12 protein-coding genes, 1 tRNA gene and 3 pseudogenes are annotated in these 14,724 nt (G+C 66.2%); 10 read left to right on the plus strand and 6 right to left on the minus strand.

Annotated elements, in window-relative coordinates; translation table 11 throughout:
* Positions 1 to 7: 7 nt before the first annotated feature.
* Both QM741_RS05750 and QM741_RS05755 read right to left on the minus strand, forming a co-directional pair.
* Positions 8 to 394, minus strand: a complete 387-nt coding sequence (locus QM741_RS05750) for a PIN domain-containing protein (protein ID WP_415206771.1) — start codon at positions 392 to 394, stop codon at positions 8 to 10.
* Complete coding sequence (locus tag QM741_RS05755; protein WP_415206772.1) at positions 391 to 630, minus strand: AbrB/MazE/SpoVT family DNA-binding domain-containing protein; 240 nt, start codon at positions 628 to 630, stop codon at positions 391 to 393. The genes QM741_RS05750 and QM741_RS05755 overlap by 4 nt, the downstream gene beginning before the upstream one ends.
* 92 nt (positions 631 to 722) lie before the next feature.
* Between QM741_RS05755 and QM741_RS05760 the strand changes: the two genes are divergently transcribed.
* The 5 genes from QM741_RS05760 to QM741_RS05780 are packed head-to-tail and all read left to right on the plus strand — an operon-like array spanning position 723 to position 4,810.
* The gene (locus QM741_RS05760; protein WP_415206773.1) at positions 723 to 1,418 is read left to right on the plus strand and encodes an ABC transporter ATP-binding protein; all 696 of its coding nucleotides are present in this window, start codon (positions 723 to 725) and stop codon (positions 1,416 to 1,418) included.
* 14 nt (positions 1,419 to 1,432) lie between these two features.
* Positions 1,433 to 1,678, plus strand: coding sequence for a type II toxin-antitoxin system prevent-host-death family antitoxin (locus QM741_RS05765; protein ID WP_415206774.1), 246 nt, complete (start codon positions 1,433 to 1,435; stop codon positions 1,676 to 1,678).
* On the plus strand, positions 1,675 to 2,100 hold the full coding sequence (locus QM741_RS05770; RefSeq protein WP_415206775.1) for a type II toxin-antitoxin system VapC family toxin: 426 nt from the start codon (positions 1,675 to 1,677) through the stop codon (positions 2,098 to 2,100). The genes QM741_RS05765 and QM741_RS05770 overlap by 4 nt, the downstream gene beginning before the upstream one ends.
* Positions 2,097 to 3,476 carry a sigma-54-dependent transcriptional regulator gene (locus tag QM741_RS05775; protein WP_415206776.1) on the plus strand — a complete coding sequence of 460 codons (1,380 nt, stop codon included), beginning with the start codon at positions 2,097 to 2,099 and terminating at the stop codon, positions 3,474 to 3,476. Before QM741_RS05770 ends, QM741_RS05775 begins: the two co-directional genes overlap by 4 nt.
* Positions 3,473 to 4,810 (plus strand): sensor histidine kinase, encoded by a 1,338-nt coding sequence (locus QM741_RS05780; RefSeq protein WP_415206777.1) that lies wholly within the window; start codon positions 3,473 to 3,475, stop codon positions 4,808 to 4,810. Before QM741_RS05775 ends, QM741_RS05780 begins: the two co-directional genes overlap by 4 nt.
* Before the next feature lie 275 nt (positions 4,811 to 5,085).
* Here QM741_RS05780 and QM741_RS05785 read toward each other — a convergent pair.
* Together QM741_RS05785 and QM741_RS05790 are read right to left on the minus strand one after the other, a co-directional pair.
* Positions 5,086 to 5,631, minus strand: a pseudogene (locus QM741_RS05785) (transposase); the annotation flags it as partial.
* Between the two features lie 84 nt (positions 5,632 to 5,715).
* Positions 5,716 to 6,111 (minus strand): annotated as a pseudogene (locus QM741_RS05790) (hypothetical protein); the annotation flags it as partial.
* Between the two features lie 574 nt (positions 6,112 to 6,685).
* On the opposite strand from QM741_RS05790, the pseudogene QM741_RS05795 reads away from it, so the two are divergent.
* The 5 genes and pseudogenes from QM741_RS05795 to QM741_RS05815 form a co-directional block, all read left to right on the plus strand.
* Positions 6,686 to 7,031 (plus strand): annotated as a pseudogene (locus QM741_RS05795) (helix-turn-helix transcriptional regulator); the annotation flags it as partial.
* Positions 7,032 to 7,211: 180 nt separating this feature from the next.
* Positions 7,212 to 7,499: an Asp-tRNA(Asn)/Glu-tRNA(Gln) amidotransferase subunit GatC gene (gene gatC, locus QM741_RS05800; RefSeq protein ID WP_415206778.1), complete on the plus strand. Its 288-nt coding sequence runs from the start codon at positions 7,212 to 7,214 to the stop codon at positions 7,497 to 7,499.
* Between the two features lie 6 nt (positions 7,500 to 7,505).
* Positions 7,506 to 8,954 carry an Asp-tRNA(Asn)/Glu-tRNA(Gln) amidotransferase subunit GatA gene (gene gatA, locus QM741_RS05805; protein ID WP_415206779.1) on the plus strand — a complete coding sequence of 483 codons (1,449 nt, stop codon included), beginning with the start codon at positions 7,506 to 7,508 and terminating at the stop codon, positions 8,952 to 8,954.
* Positions 8,951 to 10,399: an Asp-tRNA(Asn)/Glu-tRNA(Gln) amidotransferase subunit GatB gene (gatB, locus tag QM741_RS05810; RefSeq protein WP_415206780.1), complete on the plus strand. Its 1,449-nt coding sequence runs from the start codon at positions 8,951 to 8,953 to the stop codon at positions 10,397 to 10,399. The genes gatA and gatB overlap by 4 nt, the downstream gene beginning before the upstream one ends.
* A gap of 159 nt (positions 10,400 to 10,558) precedes the next feature.
* Positions 10,559 to 12,772, plus strand: coding sequence for a penicillin acylase family protein (locus QM741_RS05815; RefSeq protein ID WP_415206781.1), 2,214 nt, complete (start codon positions 10,559 to 10,561; stop codon positions 12,770 to 12,772).
* Between the two features lie 366 nt (positions 12,773 to 13,138).
* On the opposite strand, the gene QM741_RS05820 is transcribed toward QM741_RS05815, so the two are convergent.
* Together QM741_RS05820 and QM741_RS05825 are read right to left on the minus strand one after the other, a co-directional pair.
* Positions 13,139 to 13,214 (minus strand) — tRNA-Ile (locus tag QM741_RS05820).
* A 107-nt stretch (positions 13,215 to 13,321) separates the two neighbouring features.
* The gene (locus QM741_RS05825; protein WP_415206782.1) at positions 13,322 to 14,626 is read right to left on the minus strand and encodes a PQQ-dependent sugar dehydrogenase; all 1,305 of its coding nucleotides are present in this window, start codon (positions 14,624 to 14,626) and stop codon (positions 13,322 to 13,324) included.
* Between the last annotated feature and the right edge of the window lie 98 nt (positions 14,627 to 14,724).

Below are 14,724 nucleotides of genomic sequence, written 5' to 3' on the forward strand. Positions count from 1 at the left end.
GATGAAATCAGACCGTCGCCACGCCGTCGAGCCGGGTCAGTTTGCGATCGAAGCTGAGCAGCGTCGCGCCGTTCGCGCGCGCATGCGCCAGCGCGAGCGCGTCGCCGAAGCCGATCGGCGCGCCGCGCAGGATCGCGAGCGCGTCCGCGAGCAGCGCGTGGTCGGCGATGCGGTATTTCGGATGATCGAGCAAGGCTTGCGCGATCTCGCACACGCTGCGCCGCGCGATGCCGTAGCTGCGTTCGAGCACCCACATCGTTTCGAGGAACACGCTCTGGCTGACAACGACGGCGTCCTCGGCGGCGATGCGCGCGCGTGTCGCGGCGACCTGGTGCGGCGCGTCCGCGTCGTCCACGAGAATGCGCACGAGGACGTTGGTGTCGAGCGCGATCACTTCACGGAGCGCTCTTTGCGCTTCGCGAAGCCGTGCGAGAGCGCCGCGTCGACATCGGCCACGCCGCGTCTGCGCGGCGCTTTGACGATGCCAAAGAGCGAGTCGATCGGCGGCTCCACGACCGGCTCGATCACCACCTGTTTGCCCTTGCGCACGAAGCGCACGCGATCGCCGGCGCAAAGCCCCCATTCGCGCCGCAGCGTCGCCGGTACGGTGACCTGGCCCTTGCTGGTCATGCTCGAAACGGACATGTAATACCTCACTACGACGTAATACACATGGTTTCCATCATACTCTCCACGTCTTCCCGCGCAACACGGAATCGAACATGATCCAGTTGAGACAGATCGAAAAATCCTTCCCCCTCGCCAGCGGCCGCAGCTGGGTGCTGCGCAATATCGGCCTCGACATCGGCGAGGGCGAATTCGTCAGCGTCATGGGGCCGTCGGGCGCGGGCAAAAGCTCGCTGCTCAACGTGCTCGGGCTGATGGATCACGACTGGCAGGGCAGCTACACGTTCGACGGCGTCGCGGTCGAAAAACTCGATGCGAAGAAGCGTCAGGCGTTGCAGCGCGAGAAGGTCGGTTTCATCTTCCAGCACTACCACCTGATCGACGATCTCAAGGTGTGGGAGAACCTCGACCTGCCGTTGCAGTATCGCGATGTGCCGGCGAAAGAGCGCGCCGCGCGTGTCGGCGACCTGCTCGACCGTTTCCAGATCGTCGGCAAGAAGGACTTGTTTCCCTCGCAGCTTTCCGGCGGCCAGCAACAACTCGTCGCGGTGGCGCGCGCGGTCATCACCCGGCCGCGCCTGCTGCTCGCCGACGAGCCGACCGGCGCGCTGCACTCCACGCAGGCGCGCAGCATCATGGACCTGCTGCACGAACTGCACGGCGAAGGCATGACCATCGTGCAGGTCACGCACAACGAGGCGTTCGGCAAGGAGGCGCAGCGCGTGGTGCGGCTGGCCGACGGTTGGATCGACAAGACGGCTGCGGGTGTATCATCTGGCCAGACTGGCTAGATCGAGGAAATACAATGAACTGGCAATTGCAGACAGCCAAGAATCGCTTGAGCGAAGTGGTGAAGGCGGCCAAGACCCAAGGGATGCAAATCATCACGGTGCGCGGAAAGGCGGAGGTCGCGATGATTTCGCTGGAGGATTTGCGCCGCATGCGGCGCGCCGGAAAACCCTTCGGCAAGAGTTGGTGGGAAAGCGCGCCCAAGGTCGATCTGGCCATCGAGCGATCGCGCGAGACCGGCCGCGACGTGGACCTCCGATGATTCGCGGCTACCTGCTCGATACCTGCGTGATTTCCGAAGCGACTCGCCCGCGCGCTTCGACAAAAGTTCGCGCATGGATTCGAGCGACGGCGCCGGAAAGCCTGTTTCTCGGGGTCGCCACGTTGGCCGAGATCGAACAAGGTATCGCCGCCCTCGACGATGCCGGCAAGGCGAGGAAATTGAGCGCATGGCTGCGCGACGAAGTCCTGCCGGATTTCGATGGCCGAATCCTCGATGTCGATCCTGCCGTTGCCGCTCGTTGGGGGCGTCTGCTCGGCGAGGGCAAGCGCGTGGGCCAGCCGCGACCGCTGATGGATGCGCTGCTCGCTGCGACCGCGATCGAACACGGATTGTCCTTCGTGACACGCAACGTCGCCGACTTCTCCCGCTTCGATCTCGATATCGTCAACCCGTGGCAATGACCCATCCCACCCTGCTCATCGCCGACGACCAGCGCGACATCCGCGAGGCGCTGCGCCTGCTGTTCAAGGCCGAGCGCATCGACGCCACGTGCGTCGACGGCCCGCGCGCGGCGCTCGAGGCGTTCGACAGGCAACGCTTCGATGCGGCACTGATCGACCTCAACTACACGCGCGACACGACCTCGGGCACGGAAGGTCTCGAACTGCTGCGCGCGCTCAAGAAGGCCGACGCGGAACTGCCGGTCATCGTCATGACCGCGTGGGGCTCGATCGACCTCGCCGTCGAGGCGATGCGCCTGGGCGCCGGCGATTTCATCGAGAAGCCCTGGGACAACCAGCGTCTGTTGACCGTATTGCGCAACCAGCTCGCGCTCGCCGCCTCGCGCGGCGAAACGGCGCGGCTCAAGCGCGAGAACGAGATCCTGCGTGCGGCCGAGGACGAAGGCTTCATCGCCGAATCGGCACCGATGCGGCAGCTGCTCGCGCAGGTCGAGCGCGTCGCGCCGACCGACGCCAACGTGCTCATCCTCGGCGAGAACGGCACCGGCAAGGGCGTCGTCGCGCGCCTGCTGCATGCGCGTTCGGCGCGCGCGGACAAGCCGCTGGTCAAGGTCAACATGGGCGGCATTCCCGATTCGGTGTTCGAGGCCGAGATGTTCGGCCACGTCAAGGGCGCGTTCACCGACGCCAAGAGCGACCGCATCGGCCGCTTCGAGCTCGCCGACGGCGGCACGCTGTTCCTCGACGAAATCGCCAACATCCCGCCCGCGCAGCAGCCCAAGCTCCTGCGCGTGCTCGAGGACGGCGAACTCGAGCGCGTCGGTTCGTCGCGCACGCTGAAGGTGGACGTGCGCCTGATTTCGGCGACCAATGCCAATCTCGCCGTCGACGTCGCGCGCGGCGCGTTCCGCAAGGACTTGTTGTTCCGCCTCAACACGGTCGAACTGCGCCTGCCGCCGCTGCGCGAGCGCAAGCAGGACATCGGCCTGCTCGCGCAGGCGTTCGCCGCGCGTTTCGCGCAGCGCTACCAGCGCGAGGCGCCGCGCTTCGAGCCGGCGGCGCTGCGTGTGCTCGATGCGTACTCGTGGCCCGGCAACGTGCGCGAGCTGTCGCACGTGATCGAACGCGCCGTGCTCATGCTCGACGGCGAGGTCATCGACGAAGCCGCGCTCAACCTGCGCCCGGAGGCGACGCACGCGCTGGCCGGCGCGGCGGCGCTTGCCGCGAGCGAGTCGATGAGCGTCGATGCGGCCGAGGAGAAGCTCGTGCGCGAGGCGCTCGAGCGCACCGGCGGCAACGTCCAGCGCGCGGCCGCCCTGCTCGGCCTGTCGCGGCCGTCGCTGTACCGGCGCATGGAAAAGTACGCCATCGAGTGAACGCGCGCCGCCCGCGCTGGACCTTCGAGACGCGCCTGCTCGCCGGCGCGCTGCTGATCGCCGCGCCCGGTCTGCTCGCGCTGCTCGTCGCTCTCATCGCTTTCCTGCCCGACGATGCGCGCGCTTTTGAACTGTGGGGCGCGGCGGTCGCGGTGACGTTCGTGCTTGCGCTGTTTCTGCGCCGCAAGGCCGTGTATCCGCTGTACACGCTGTCGAACCTGCTCGAAGCGCTGCGCGAAGGCGACTACAGCCTGCGCGGCGCGCGCGCGCAGCGCGGCGATGCGGTCGGCGAGGTCGTGCACGAAATCAATGCGCTCTCGCAACGCCTGCGCGAGCAGCGCCTGTCGTTCGAGGAACGCGGCGCGCTGCTCGCGAAAGTCGTCGCGACGCTCGACAGCGCGGTCATCGCCTTCGACGACGAGACGACACTGCGACTCGCCAACCCGGCGGCGGAGCGCCTGCTCGGCGCTGCGTCCGCGCAACTGGTCGGTCAGACCGCGCAAACGCTCGCGCTCGCCGACTGTCTGTCGATCGCCGGGGTGAAACTGCTCGAACGCGACTTCCCCGGTGGCAGCGGACGCTGGGAAGTGCGCCACGCGCGCTTCCGCGAGAACGGCCGTCCGCACGACCTGCTCGTCATCAGCGACCTTTCCCGCGCGCTGCGCGAAGAGGAACGCCTCGCCTGGCAACGCCTGCTGCGCGTGCTCGGCCACGAACTCAACAACTCGCTCGCGCCGATCCGCTCCATGGCGGGCACGCTGGCCAGGCTGGTCGGCGAGGAACCGCTGCCGCACGACTGGCGCGACGACGCGCAGGGCGGACTGCAGGTCATCGGCGACCGCGCCGAGGCGCTCGCGCGCTTCATGGCGCGCTACACGCAACTCGCGCGCCTGCCGCCGCCGAGTCCGCGCGAATTCGATCTCGCTGCGCTGGCGCGGCGCGCGGCGCTGCTCGAACAGCGCATCGCCGTGCAGGCCGACGGCGACTTGCCGGCGCCGGCCTTCGCCGATCCCGAGCAGATCGAGCAGGCTCTCATCAACCTCGTGCGCAACGCGACCGACGCCGCGCTCGCCGGCGGCGGCCACGTCGCGCTGCGCTGGCGACGCGACGACGGCGCGTGGCGCATCGACATCGTCGACGACGGCCCCGGCCTGCCGCCGAGCGAAAACCTGTTCGTGCCGTTCTTCACGACCAAGCCGGGCGGCTCGGGCATCGGCCTCGTCCTCGCGCGGCAGATCGCCGAAGCGCACGGCGGCTCGCTCGCGCTCGAAAACCGCCGCGACGCGAGCGGCTGCGTCGCGCGTCTGCGCCTGCCGCTGCGCGAGGCGGGTTAGCCCGCTGGCTTGTCGCGGGGAGAGGGCTCGGGTCAACGAGTCAGGCGGCATTCCCGTCGCCAGACATTACGGCCTTGAGGAGCGACCTTGGTGCAGACTGCTGCCAGGCATTGGCAAGATTAGCTTTGAGTTGAGCCGGTGTGACCGCCGAGAGACGCGCCAAGACCCAAGGGTGAGCGCGATAGTGCTCAGTAGTCGCCCCTGAAGTATCCGTGTCGGCAGGCGAGCACGATAGGTGCGACTGATTGGCGAGCGAGGCGCGGCAGCAGGCGCTCCCGGATCCAGACGCATAAAAACGCGTTCCACCGCATCAGCCAGCGGATGTTGTAGCCCGCCTCGCAGGCGATCACATGCAGAGCATCGCCTTCGGCCCCCTTCAGATGGCAACGCCCCAACCGACAGTCATCCTTCAGGTGCCCGATCACCGGCTCGACCGCCTGCCGTCGCTTCACCCACGCCCATTGCCTTCGTGTCAACGACTTCGGCTTGCCACGGTGCAGCACCGTGACGCCCTCGACCTCCCGCCCGCGATAGCCCAGGTCCACGATCGCCATCTTCGGTTGCGTGCCGCTGACGACCCTGACCTGTTCGAGTTGCTCTTCCAGCGTGTCGCCATCCTACGGATTGCCGGGGAAGCTGCGGGCATCCACCACCAGGCCCTTCCGGGCCGTGACCGCAATGCTCACCTTGACCCCGAACTCGTACCGCTTGCGCGCCTTGCCCTTGCCGATGCACTCCGCCTCCGGTGCATGCAGGGCATAGAGCTTGTACTCGTCCTTCGGCTGTTGGCTGCGGATGCGTTCGGCGCGTTCCAGCCACACCTGTCGGCCGAGCCGCCATGCGCCGTTGCGCCCGATCAGCGTGGCGCTGGCGCCGTCGCCGAACAGCAGCGCCGTGCCGCGGTCGTCGGGATCGATGATCTTGCTGTACGGATCGGCCGTGACGAGAATGCCGGCCTTGGCGTTCTGCATCGCCAGAAAGCTCGATACCACCGCCAAGCCGTAGACGTAGCCCGGGCGGCCCAGCGACAGGTCGAAGGCGGGTATCGTGGTCGGCCAGCCGAGCCTGCCGTGCAGCAGCCCGGAAACTTGCGGGATGCCGGTGCCGTCCGGGTTCTGCGTGACGACGACGAGACAACCGATGTCCGCGGGATCGATGGATTGGCGGCACAGCAAATCCTGCACGGCACGCAGCGCCAGATCGGACGTATCTTCGCCATCGGACTTGCGCGCGAGTGTCTGAAAACCGATGCGCTGCTGCAGGGTCCGCGCCGCAACGCCGAGCGCGGGCGCGCGCGCCATGGTCGAAATGCGATGCTCGGGTACGTAAACGCCTATGTCGGTGATGCCATAGCTCACTGCGGCATCCCGCGGGCACCGGCGCCGACGAAGCCGGCATCGGCCATCACGGACTCGTCACCGCCCTGTTCCAGCACGTCACTGGCCCCTGTCGCCATCATGCACTATCGACAACTTCGCGGAATCTGCGTGGAATGGATCGCTTCAATGTCCTCGATGCGCGCACAGGTACGCTACGCGAATGTTGGACGCGCGCGCATCATTCATTTGGATGAAGAATGTAGGTGCTTTCGCGAGCCTGCCGCACGCATGCCCGCATCGAACCGCTGAACGCATGCGGTCGACGAATGATCCCTGCATTTCCAGCCCCTGATGTTCCCTGCTAGCACCTGCAAAACCCTGCCGTTCGCATGTGCTTCTGCGAGAAACGCGGAATTCGCGCTGCAGGCCGTCGCAAACGAGGTCGCACGACACTGACAATATCACTAACAAAAAATTAATTTACAAATGATACTAATGATCGCTTTGCGCCCGAAGGACTATCTGTCTTGCCTTCCGCAAAATGGTCGCAAAGGCGATGTCCAAGCTGTATCAACGGGTGCGTGAAGCGAGATAACGGGTCGCGCTTTCCCAGGAGCAACTGGCGATGGACCTCGACGTGACGCGCAGCGCGGTCGGTCAATGGGAGAGGAAGGCGGAACCGCGCCGAGCGTGGAAACCTCGCCGCCCTGGCCCGGCGCACCGGCATGGCCTTCGAATACCTGGCGACCGGTCGCGACACGAAGATTCAGGGGGACCCGATTGCGACGATGGCGAGGGAAGACGCCGTCGAGTACGGGAACCTGTCGCCGCAACAATACCGTTTGCTGACGGCTTTCGAACGCATGACCCAGCGGCAGCGCTCTTCGCTGCTCGATTTTCTCGACGCCGTTCTCAGTAAAGCCTCGGCCTCCGGCGCGAGGTTTTGAATCGTCGAGTCGTCCGCCGCATCACAGCGCGGTGCACGTCGTTCGCAGCAGCCCCGCACTTTACGGAATGCCGTTCGCGCAACGGGGAATGAGGCGAGGTGTGGTATCGTTCCAGTTTCCCTTCGCGCTTCCCGCATGTCCATCGACGCCGCCACCGTGCGCCATATAGCCCGCCTTGCCCGGCTTGCCGTCGGCGAGGACGAATTGGCGCCGATCGCGGGCGAGTTGAGCCGCGTGCTCGATCTCGCCGATCAGCTCGGCGCGGCGAAGGTCGACGGCATCGCCCCGCTCGCGCATCCGCACGACCAGACGCTCACCTGGCGCGCCGACGCGGTGACCGAGCCGGACCGCGCCGAGGCGTTTCTCGCGCTCGCGCCCGAGGCGCGCGGCGGGTTGTACCTGGTTCCCAAAGTTCTCGAATAAGCGGCAATGAGTTCCTCGATCGCACAACTCGCGCAGGCCTTGCGCGAGCGAAAAACGTCGGCAACCGAATTGACCGGACAGGCGATCGCCGCAGCGAAAAACCGCGCCGGTTTGAATGCGCTGATCACGCTGGACGAAACCGGCGCGCTCGCCGCGGCCGGACGCGCGGACGCGGTACTGGCGCGCGACGGCGCCTCCGCGCTGGCCGGCATTCCGTTCGCGCACAAGGACATTTTCTGCACCAACGGCCTACGCACGACCTGCGCTTCGCGCATGCTCAACCATTTCGTGCCGCCGTACGATGCGACCGTGGTCGAGAAACTTGCCGGCGCGCACGCGGTATCGATCGGCAAGGCGAACATGGACGAGTTCGCGATGGGCTCGTCGAACGAGAACTCGTTCCACGGCCCGGTGAAGAATCCGTGGGACACGGCGCGCGTGCCGGGCGGCTCGTCGGGCGGCTCGGCCGCGCTCGTCGCCGCCGGCGTCGTGCCGTTCGCGACCGGCACCGACACGGGCGGCTCGATCCGCCAGCCGGCCGCGTTCTGCGGCGTGACCGGACTCAAGCCGACCTACGGCCGCGTGTCGCGCTTCGGCATGATCGCGTTCGCGTCGAGCCTCGATTGCGGCGGCATGCTCGCGCGCGGCGCCGAGGACTGCGCGCACGTGCTCGCCGCGATGGCCGGGCATGACGTGCGCGACGCGACGAGCGCGAACCGCGCGGTCGACGATTATGTCGGCGCACTGTCGAAATCGCTGCAGGGCCTGCGCATCGGCATCGCACGCGAATACTTCGGCGCGGGTATCGACGCAGGCGTCGGCGCGGCCGTGCAGGACTCGCTCAAGCAATACGAAAAACTCGGCGCGACGCTGGTCGACATTTCGCTGCCGAACGCGGCGCTCGCGATTCCGGCCTACTACGTGATCGCGCCCGCGGAGGCGTCGAGCAATCTCGCACGCTACGACGGCGTGCGCTACGGCCATCGCTGCGCCGATCCGAAGTCGCTCGAGGATTTGTATACGCGCACGCGCGCCGAAGGCTTCGGCGCCGAAGTGAAGCGGCGCATCCTGGTCGGCACCTATGCGCTGTCGGCCGGCTACTACGACGCCTACTACCTGCGCGCGCAGCGCGTGCGCCGATTGATCGCGAACGATTTCGGCGAAGCATTCAAGACCGTCGACGTGATCGCGGGACCGACGACGCCGACGGTCGCGTTCAAGCTCGGCGAAAAGAATGCCGACCCGCTCGCGATGTACGCCGAAGACGTCAACACGGTCGCGGTCAACCTCGCCGGCTTGCCCGCGATCTCGCTGCCCGCCGGTTTCAGCGCAGGCATGCCCGTCGGCCTGCAACTGATCGCGCCCGCCTTCGAGGAAGCGCACCTGCTCAACGCCGCGCACCAATTCCAGCTCGCTACCGACTGGCATGCGCGGACGCCGGAGGGCGCGGCATGAGCGCCTACGGAAATTGGCAGCCAGTCATCGGCCTGGAAATCCACGCCCAGCTCTCGACGCAATCGAAGCTGTTCTCCGGCGCATCGACCGCCTACGGTGCCGAGCCGAACACGCACACCGGCCTCGTCGACGTCGCCCTGCCCGGCACGCTGCCGGTGCCGAACCGCGCCGCGCTCGACAAGGCGATCCGCTTCGGCCTCGCCATCGATGCGCGCATCGCGGCGCACAGCGTGTTCGCGCGCAAGAACTATTTCTACCCCGACCTACCCAAGGGCTATCAGATCAGCCAGTACGAACTGCCCGTGGTCGCCGAGGGCAAGTTGGCCGTGCGTCTCGACGACGGCCGCTCGATCGAGGTGGCGATCGAACGCGCGCATCTGGAGGAAGACGCGGGCAAGTCGCTGCACGAGGAATTCCACGGCGCGACCGGCATCGACCTCAACCGCGCCGGCACGCCGCTGATCGAAATCGTCTCCAAGCCCGTGCTCTATTCGGCCGCCGAAGCGGTGGCCTACATGCGAACCGTGCACACGCTCGTGCGCTGGCTCGGCGTCTGCGACGGCAACATGCAGGAAGGCTCGTTCCGCTGCGATGCGAACGTGTCGGTGCGCCCGGCGAACTCCGAAAAACTCGGCACGCGCACCGAGATCAAGAACGTGAACTCGTTTCGTTTCGTCGAGAAGGCGATCGAATACGAGATCGAGCGCCAGATCCGCGCGCTCGAAAATGGCGAAACCATCGTGCAGGAAACGCGCCTCTACGACCCCGCGCGCCACCAGACGCGGCCGATGCGCGGCAAGGAAGACGCCAACGACTACCGCTATTTCCCCGATCCCGACCTGCCGCCGCTCGCGGTGACGGCCGACGACATCGCCGCGGTGAAGGCGACGATGCCCGAATTGCCCGAAGCGCGGCGCGCGCGCTACGTCGAGGCGCTCGGCCTGCCCGAGATCGACGCGGCGCAGCTGTGCGCGGACCGCGCGACGGCGGATTATTTCGAGACGGTGTTCGCCGCGCTGCCCGGCGAGGCGAAACTCGCCGCGAACTGGACGCTCGGCGAAGTCTCCGCCGCTCTCAACGAAGCCGCACTGTCGATCGAAGCCTCGCACGTCTCCGCACCGGCGCTCGCGCAACTGCTCGCACGCGTGCGCGAGGGCGTCATCTCCGGCAAGATCGCCAAGGACGTGTTCGCCGCGATGTGGGCCGGCGAAGGCGGCGCCGACGAGGTGATCGAGAAACGCGGCCTGAAGCAGATCTCCGATTCGGGCGCGCTCGCCGCCACGGTCGATGCGGTGCTCGCCGAATTCCCGAAGCAGGTCGCCGACTACCGCGCCGGCAACGAGAAGATGCTGCAATTCTTCGTCGGCCAGGCGATGAAACGCACCAAGGGGCAGGCCAATCCGCAGCAGCTCAACGCGCTGCTGCGCGAGAAGTTGAAAGGTTGATCCTTGCTCCCCTTCTCCCTCCGGGAGAAGGTGGCGCGACAGCGCCGGATGAGGGAAGAGCGCTACAATTTCTCCCGAAATCGGATCGTGAAGTGCTTTTCCCTCATTCGCCCTTCTGGCACCTTCTCCCGAGGGGAGAAGGAAAGCTAAGATGCGGCCATGAACAACACCACTCGCATCGCCCTGCCGATTCTCGGATTGTTTTCCTTCATCGTCAGCGCACAGACGCCCGCCACCGCCGAACGCGCGCGCTGGGAGCGCGAAGCGCAGGCCATCACGATCACGCGCGACGACTGGGGCATCGCGCACGTGCACGGCAAGACCGATGCGGATGCCGTGTTCGGCGCGATCTACGCGCAGGCCGAGGACGACTTCAACCGCATCGAAAGCAATTACCTGACTTCTCTCGGCTGGACGGCGCAGGCGGAAGGCCAGTCCGGCATCTGGCAGGACCTGCGCCAGCAGCTGTGGATCGATCCGGCCCAATTGAAGAAATTGTATTCACAGTCGCCAAAGTGGCTGCAGAAGTTGATGACTGCCTGGGCCGATGGGCTCAACTGGTACCTGGCGACGCATCCCGACGTGCGTCCGAAAGTCATGGCGCACTTCGAGCCGTGGATGGCGCTGTCGTTCACCGAAGGCAGCATCGGCGGCGACATCGAGCGCGTGGAGTCGGCCGATCTCGCGAAGTTCTATGGCGCCGATCCGGCGACGACGCTTGCTCTTGCTCAAAACGATCCGCCCAGTTGGGCCGAGCCTACGGGCTCCAACGGCATCGCCATCGCGCCCAAGCTCACGGCCGGCGGCCACGCTTTGCTATGGATCAATCCGCACACTTCTTTCTATTTCAGATCCGAATTGCAGATGACGAGCGATGAAGGCCTGGACGTCTACGGCGCATCGACCTGGGGCCAGTTCTTCATCTATCAAGGCTTCAATCCGCACGTCGGCTGGATGCACACCTCGACCGGAGTGGACGCGGTGGACGAATTCGCGGAGACCATCGTCAAGCGCGACGGCAAATTGTTCTATCGCTACGACCAGGAATTGCGGCCGGTTGCGTCGCGCGAAATCGCGATTCGCTACCGCAAGGACGACGGTTCGATGGCCGAGCGCTCGTTCACCGCGTACTTCACCCATCACGGCCCGATCGTGCGCAGCGACAACGGCAAATGGATCGCCGAAGCATTGATGAATACGCCGATCCCGGCGCTCGAACAAAGCTGGCTGCGCACCAAGACGCACGACCTCGCCAGCTACATGAAGGTGGCGGAACTGAAAGCCAACTCGTCGAACAACACGCTGTTCGCCGACGACAAAGGCGAGATCGCGTTCCTGATGCCGCAGTTCGTGCCGAAGCGCGACGACCGTTTCGACTACACGCATCCGGTCGACGGCAGCGATCCGGCCACGGACTGGCAGGGCCTGACGCTGCTCAAGGACATGCCGAACGTCGTCGATCCGCCGAACGGCTGGGTGATGAACACCAACGACTGGCCGTATTCCGCCGCCGGCGAATACAGTCCGAAGCCGAAGGATTTCCCGAAGTACATGGACACCTTCGGCGAGAATCCGCGCGGCGCGCATGCGACGCGCGTGCTCGCGGGCGCGAAGGATTTCACCAAGGAAAGCCTCATCGCGGCGGCGTTCGATTCGTACCAGCCAGCCTTCGCGCGCCTGCTGCCGGTTCTGCTCAAGGACTATGACGCATTGCCCGCGAACGATCCGCTGAAAGTCAGGCTGGCCGGGCCGATCGCGCTGCTGCGCGGCTGGGACTACCGCTGGGGCAGCGCCTCGATGGCGACCTCGCTCGCGGTGTTCTGGGGCGATGCAGTGTGGAACGACATCTTCGACAGGGCCCAGGCGAGCGGGCTCGATCCGCAGGCGTCGAACCAGCGCCCGTTCGACTACATCGTCGAGAAAATGGATTCGCACTCGCGCCTCGATGCCTTGGCGAAAGCGGTCGATCGCCTGCAAACAGACTTCGGGAGTTGGGGCACGTCGTGGGGCGAGATCAACCGCTTCCAGCGGCTCGACGACGCGATCGCCCCGCACTTCGACGATGCGCAGCCGAGCATGCCGGTGCCGTTCGTCTCCGCGCGCTGGGGCTCGCTGGCCTCGTTCGGCGCGCATCGCTGGCCCGGCACCAAGCGCTATTACGGCAGCAGCGGCAACAGCTTTCTCGCCGCGGTCGAATTCGGGCCGCAGGTCAGCGCGCGCGCGGTCAGCGCGGGTGGCGAAAGCGGCGATCCGCATTCGAAACATTTCGCCGACCAGGCCGAACGCTACGCCAGCGGCAACCTGCGCACGGTATATTTCCGGCCGGAGCAATGGCAGGGCCACGTCGAGCGCGAATACCATCCGGGTCGGTAGCGCTTCTCCGGCTGGCGGGCGAGGTCGAAGCCGCGGCGAGGAAAGGCAGGAGAGAGGCCGCCATTCGGGGAACCTCTGATTAACCTGCTCTTGACGTCATTCCCGCGAAAGCGGGAATCCATTTTAGCTTTGCGTTCAAAGCCTCAAGATCAAGATGGATTCCCGCTTTCGCGGGAATGACGGCTTTTTCAGGGATATTGATTTTCCTTCTCCCGCGAGGCGCGGACCGTATTTATCCTTCCCCCGCAAGGCGCGGGGGAAGGTGCCCCCGAAAGGGCGGAAGGGGGCACTTTTATTGTACGCCAGGAAAGCAGAGATATCAGGTTTGAGCAGTTCCGTCTGATGCGATGGATTGAAAGCAGGAAATGGTGGGCCCGCCAGGATTCGAACCTGGAACCAAGAGATTATGAGTCTCCTGCACTAACCGTTGTGCTACAGGCCCGCGCTTCGCTTGCCGCCGGTCGTGCGGGACGACCGGCGGAATTTCCCCTCGCTGGCACGAGAGGAATGGGCGCCGTATTAAATCACGATGTGGCGTTTCGAGCGAAGCTAGGGCTTCGCGTAACTCACGCGCCAGATCGAACCCGAGCCGTCGTCGGTGACGAGCAGCGAGCCGTCGCTGGCGACGGCGACGCCGACCGGGCGGCCCCAGACATCGCCGTTATCGAGGACGAAGCCGGTGAGGAAATCCTGGTACTCGCCGCTGGCGCGCGCGGTGCCGTGGCGCGGCACGCGGATCACTTCGTAGCCGGCGCGCGCGGCTTTGTTCCACGAACCGTGCTCGGCGGCGAAGATGTCGCCCGCGTATTCGGGCGGAAACTGCTTGCCGTCGTAGAAGACGAGGCCGAGCGAGGCGCTGTGCGGCTGGATCAGCACATCGGGCACGATGATCTTGTCCTTGAGCTCGGGATGCTTGCCGGCGTGGCGCGGGTCCTGGTTGGCGCCGATGTACCACCATGGCCAACCGTAGAAGCCGCCCTCCTGCACGTGGGTGATGTAGTCGGGCACAAGGTTGTCGCCGAGCATGTCGCGCTCGTTGATGCTGGTCCACAGCTCGCCCGACTTCGGATCGATCGCGAGGCCGACCGGGTTGCGGATGCCGGCGGCGAACACCTTGCGCTCGCCGCCGTCGGGATTGTATACAAGTATATTCGCGCGGAATCGCTCCGCCGGCGTCGTGTCGGGATCGTCGACGTTCGAGCGCGAGCCGACCGCGACGAACAGGCGCTTGCCGTCGGCCGAGAAGATGACATCGCGCGTGCTGTGCCCTCCGGTCGGCAGGTCGACAAGCTTCTCGGACTTGCCGCGCGCCTTGAGATCGCCGTTGCGGTACGGCAGGCGCACGACCGCGCCGGTGTTGCCTACGTAGAGCCATTGCGGCTCGGCGCCGGGCGGATAGAACGCGAGTCCGAACGGCGCGTCGAGTCCGCCCGCGAACACCTCGACCTGCTGCGGCTTGCCGTCGGCGCCGATGCCGCGAAACACACGGATGCGCCCGGCCTCCGTTTCCGCGACGAAGATGTCGCCGTTCGGCGCGCGGCGGATCTGGCGCGGATTCTTCATCTCGCTCGCGAACAATTCGACCTTGAATCCCGGCGGCGCCTTCGGCCACGCATCGGCCGGCCGCGGCACCATGTGCGGACCGTTGCCGACGCCCTTGGTCGCGTACGGCGCGGGCAGGTCGGCCGGGGTGATCTTGCGCGTGGTGCCGGGCGACTCGTAACGGAAGTCGGTGAACGGCGGCGTCGGCGCGGGCGCATCGAACTTGCCCGTGGCCGACGGCGGCTGCGCCGACAGCGGGGCGACGCCGGACATCGTTGCGGCGAGGATCAGGAGGCAGGCGGGTCGGATCATGGTCGCTCCGTGCAGACGGGGCCGGGTCGGAGCCCGGTCGCGGAAGGGAGGGATATTCTGCGCCGATCCGAGCCGAACCGCGCGTGAGTTTTCGTTAC

Source organism: Rudaea sp. (assembly GCF_047601565.1).
Classification (GTDB): domain Bacteria; phylum Pseudomonadota; class Gammaproteobacteria; order Xanthomonadales; family Rhodanobacteraceae; genus Rudaea.